General features: G+C 36.2%; 5 protein-coding genes. All 5 read right to left on the bottom strand.

The features are described 5' to 3' along the window. Positions 1-2168 (bottom strand): type I restriction endonuclease subunit R (locus K6D58_RS05995; RefSeq protein ID WP_296828625.1); only part of this gene is annotated, 2168 nt, incomplete at its 3' end. 17 nt (positions 2169-2185) lie between these two features. After that, positions 2186-2389 carry a DUF3791 domain-containing protein gene (locus K6D58_RS05990; RefSeq protein ID WP_296828623.1) on the bottom strand — a complete coding sequence of 68 codons (204 nt, stop codon included), beginning with the start codon at positions 2387-2389 and terminating at the stop codon, positions 2186-2188. Beyond that, positions 2390-2635, bottom strand: a complete 246-nt coding sequence (locus K6D58_RS05985) for a hypothetical protein (RefSeq protein ID WP_296828622.1) — start codon at positions 2633-2635, stop codon at positions 2390-2392. Beyond that, positions 2636-3112: a DUF3990 domain-containing protein gene (locus tag K6D58_RS05980; RefSeq protein ID WP_296828620.1), complete on the bottom strand. Its 477-nt coding sequence runs from the start codon at positions 3110-3112 to the stop codon at positions 2636-2638. Next, on the bottom strand, positions 3085-3372 hold a 288-nt coding region (locus tag K6D58_RS05975; protein WP_296828618.1), incomplete at its 5' end, for a restriction endonuclease subunit S. The genes K6D58_RS05980 and K6D58_RS05975, both read right to left, overlap by 28 nt.

Raw genomic sequence — 3372 nt, 5'->3', positions numbered from 1 at the left:
TTTCCAAAAAATTCTTTTGAAGGACTGAATACATTAAAATCTTTGCAGACACGAGTTCCACGACCAATCATCTGCCAGAACTTAATTACAGAATATACTCTCTTAAAGAAAACAAGATTCAAAACTTCTGGTACATCAATTCCTGTATCAAGCATATCTACTGATACTGCTATGATAGGTTCTTTTTCAGGCATCTTAAAATCGTCAATAATTGTTCCTGCCTTACTTACACTGTAATCTACAAGCTGGCAGTAATCATCTCCTTTATCAGGATAGACATCCTTAAAAGTTTTTACGATTTTTTCTGCATGATCATGGTCTACAGCAAAGATAATAGACTTTCCAAGTCCTTCGCCATTATCTACACGAAGACCTTCATTCATTAATGTTTCAAGAACAAGTTTGATTGTTGGGATGTTGATAATATTTTTGTAGAACTCATTGCCCTGTTTTTCTTTTAGATTATCAGGTAAAGCTCCTTCTTCGGCAAAAACTTCATCATATTCTTTCTTCTCTGCATCACTCAGTTCAGAATACTTAGCACCATTTTTAAGGCGGGCTGTTGTCTTATCAATAGCAGCATAATCTACAAGGAAGCCTTCTTGAACAGCGGTAGGATAATCATAACTGAATGTTGGGTGACCTACTTCAAGTCCAAATAAAGAGTATGTATCTTCCTGACCTTCCTGGTCCTTTGGAGTTGCAGTAAGACCTAGAACAAGTGAATCAAAATAGTGGAAGATAGCCTGATATTTGTTGTAGCAGGAACGGTGACATTCATCGATGATGATTAAATCAAATCTGCCAATTCCAAATGTCTTTTCATCTGTATCAAGAAGGTTAAGCATTGTAGGATAAGTGCTTAAAATAACATTCGCATCAAAATCCCGCTGACTTCCGCTTACTTCTGAAATTGCACAAAGAGTTGCATTAGGAAGGTATTTTGCAAAGGCTTTTTTTGCCTGGTCAACGAGTTCTGTTCTATCTGCAAGAAATAAGACGTTTTTTACCCAGTCATTACGCATCAAAATATCTACAAGGGAAATGGCAAAACGTGTCTTTCCTGTTCCTGTTGCCATAACATTCAATGCTTTTCTCTTAAAACCAGAATAAGCAGTACAAACAGCAGTACATGCGTTTTGGATAAAATAGCGGTCAGAGATTTCCTGATTTACACGAGTATCTTCGATAGGTCCAAGTTTACGACGTACAATAAGTGAATGGAGCTCTTTTAATGAATAATAACCAAATACACGACGGGCAGGGCCACCGACTCCATCCACCATGTAAATCTGATAGCCGTTTGTATAGAAAATTACAGGCATTATACCAAACTTGTCTTTTAATGCCTGGGCATAGATTTTTGCCTGTTTTGCTCCGGTGTCTACATCTTTACAAGTGCGTTTTGCTTCAATAACGGCAAGCGGTTTCCCATCTCTATCATAAAGAACATAGTCTGCATAACCAACTCCAGTAGGAAAATCACTTGAAACAGGGATATTTGTAAGTTTTGTTTCAATGCAGGCAGTCTCAGGTTTTACGGCTTCTTTAATATCACAGACTGTCCAGCCAGCTTCGCGTAAATCCATATCAATAAGTGCTGCACGTGTTTCTGCCTCTGTATAATCGATGCTGGAAGTCATCTTTGTGTCTGCTGCAATTTTTCCCTTCTGGGCTACTGTAAAAGGTGATTTTTTTACTTTGATGATTATTTTCTTTTTTGTCTTTTCTGCTTCAGCAGCATTTGGAACAGCATCAGATACAGCATCTTTATCAAATGGAAGATAAGAAGAAATGATACCAAGGAATTTTAATATTTCACAAACAGAGTCGTAAAGAGAATGCAGGCAGAGCATGGCCATGCGATTATTGATAGGTTCTGCATGACTTGCCATATTTCCCAGTTTACGAACATTATGAACGGCACTTAATTGTGGTTCATCAAGGTATGCTTTGAACTTATAATCTTCAATAAGACCAAAAAGATCTGACATCTCTGAATACTGACCATACTTTGTTATATAAAAAAGTTTGATTGCACATTCCAAGCCATTGCGGGCAGACCGCACTGAAGCATCAGGAAACTGACTTACAAAAACTTCTGCCTGATTACAGTAATTATACAAATCGCTTAATTCAGAATACTTTTTTAGAAAATCAAAGTTCATGGCTCTCTCACATTTTGTTATTTGGTCTTACTTTCAATAAGTTTATCTATATCTGCATAAGCATTTTCCAAAGCTTCACCATGATACATTTCATACATATTAAAAACATAATCTGTTAGATTTAACTCATCTAGCTGATGAAGAACCTTGTCAGCAGTTGTGTTTTTATAACGAGCATATTGTTCCAGAAGGAAAGTAAAGAATTCCATTTCTTTTGTCATTTAGTCTCTCCTTAAATACAAGGAATTGCGAGGTTCTCCTGTAACAAGTTCAGATTCCCAGATGTCAAAAATACCTGCAGGACTGAATTCCCACATTTCAAGTTCTGGATTGCAAAGCATCTGGTAGGTCTTAGAAAATAAAAACTTTCTGTAGGAATCCATAATTGGATATCCATATTTATTGCTTATAAGCAGAGAAACTTCGTTATCATAAAACTGAAGAATATATGGCAGTTCTTTTCCCATTTATTTTACCTCCAGAAACTTTAGTTTTTTTATTGCGTTTTCAGTTCTAAAAGTATACTGGTCGCACAATTTTTGCGGCATCAATCTTTTTATCGTTTCTTCAATATCATAGATTCCTGCAAAATAGAGACTTATAACAGGCATTGTTCGATCGTTTGCTACAGGACCTATTACAATATCATAATCGTCATTTGGGATAATCTGATTTTTACGATTCATTGTGACATACTCAAGCCATTCTCTTTGGGCCTGAGTAAAACGGAGAATCTTTAAGTCCGAAACAGAAGTATCATCAAAATCAAATACAGAGACAGTTGCTTTTCCAGTTTCACGTCTTTTTACGGTTAATTCAGCCCATCGTTTGGCCTGTTCATAGCTGGAGGTGAGATAAAATCCCTTACCAAAATCAAGACGTCTGTCTGATCCCAATATTTGAGGATTTGAAACTTCTACGTTACTACCGTGGTATAAAAGCATATTTTTCTCCAAGATGTCATTATAACATATTTTTTGATAAATTGTAGTTGTTGTTGCAATACAAATTTCGATTTGTCGATTTGCTGGACGAAGGCGGCGAATTGGTTTTGGAGGTCAAGAGACGGAACTGGCACTTTGATTTTTTCAGCAGCCGATTTAGACAATTCTTTAAATGTTGTCCCGGTTCCTTTTGAATTTAAATAATCTGTATTTGATTTGAAGAGAAAATACAAGTAAACAGGATTCAAAACATCTTCTTT

Origin of the sequence: Treponema sp. (assembly GCF_024696245.1) — a bacterium.
In the GTDB taxonomy this organism is placed as follows: domain Bacteria; phylum Spirochaetota; class Spirochaetia; order Treponematales; family Treponemataceae; genus Treponema_D.
This window is presented reverse-complemented; position numbering and strand designations above follow the sequence as displayed.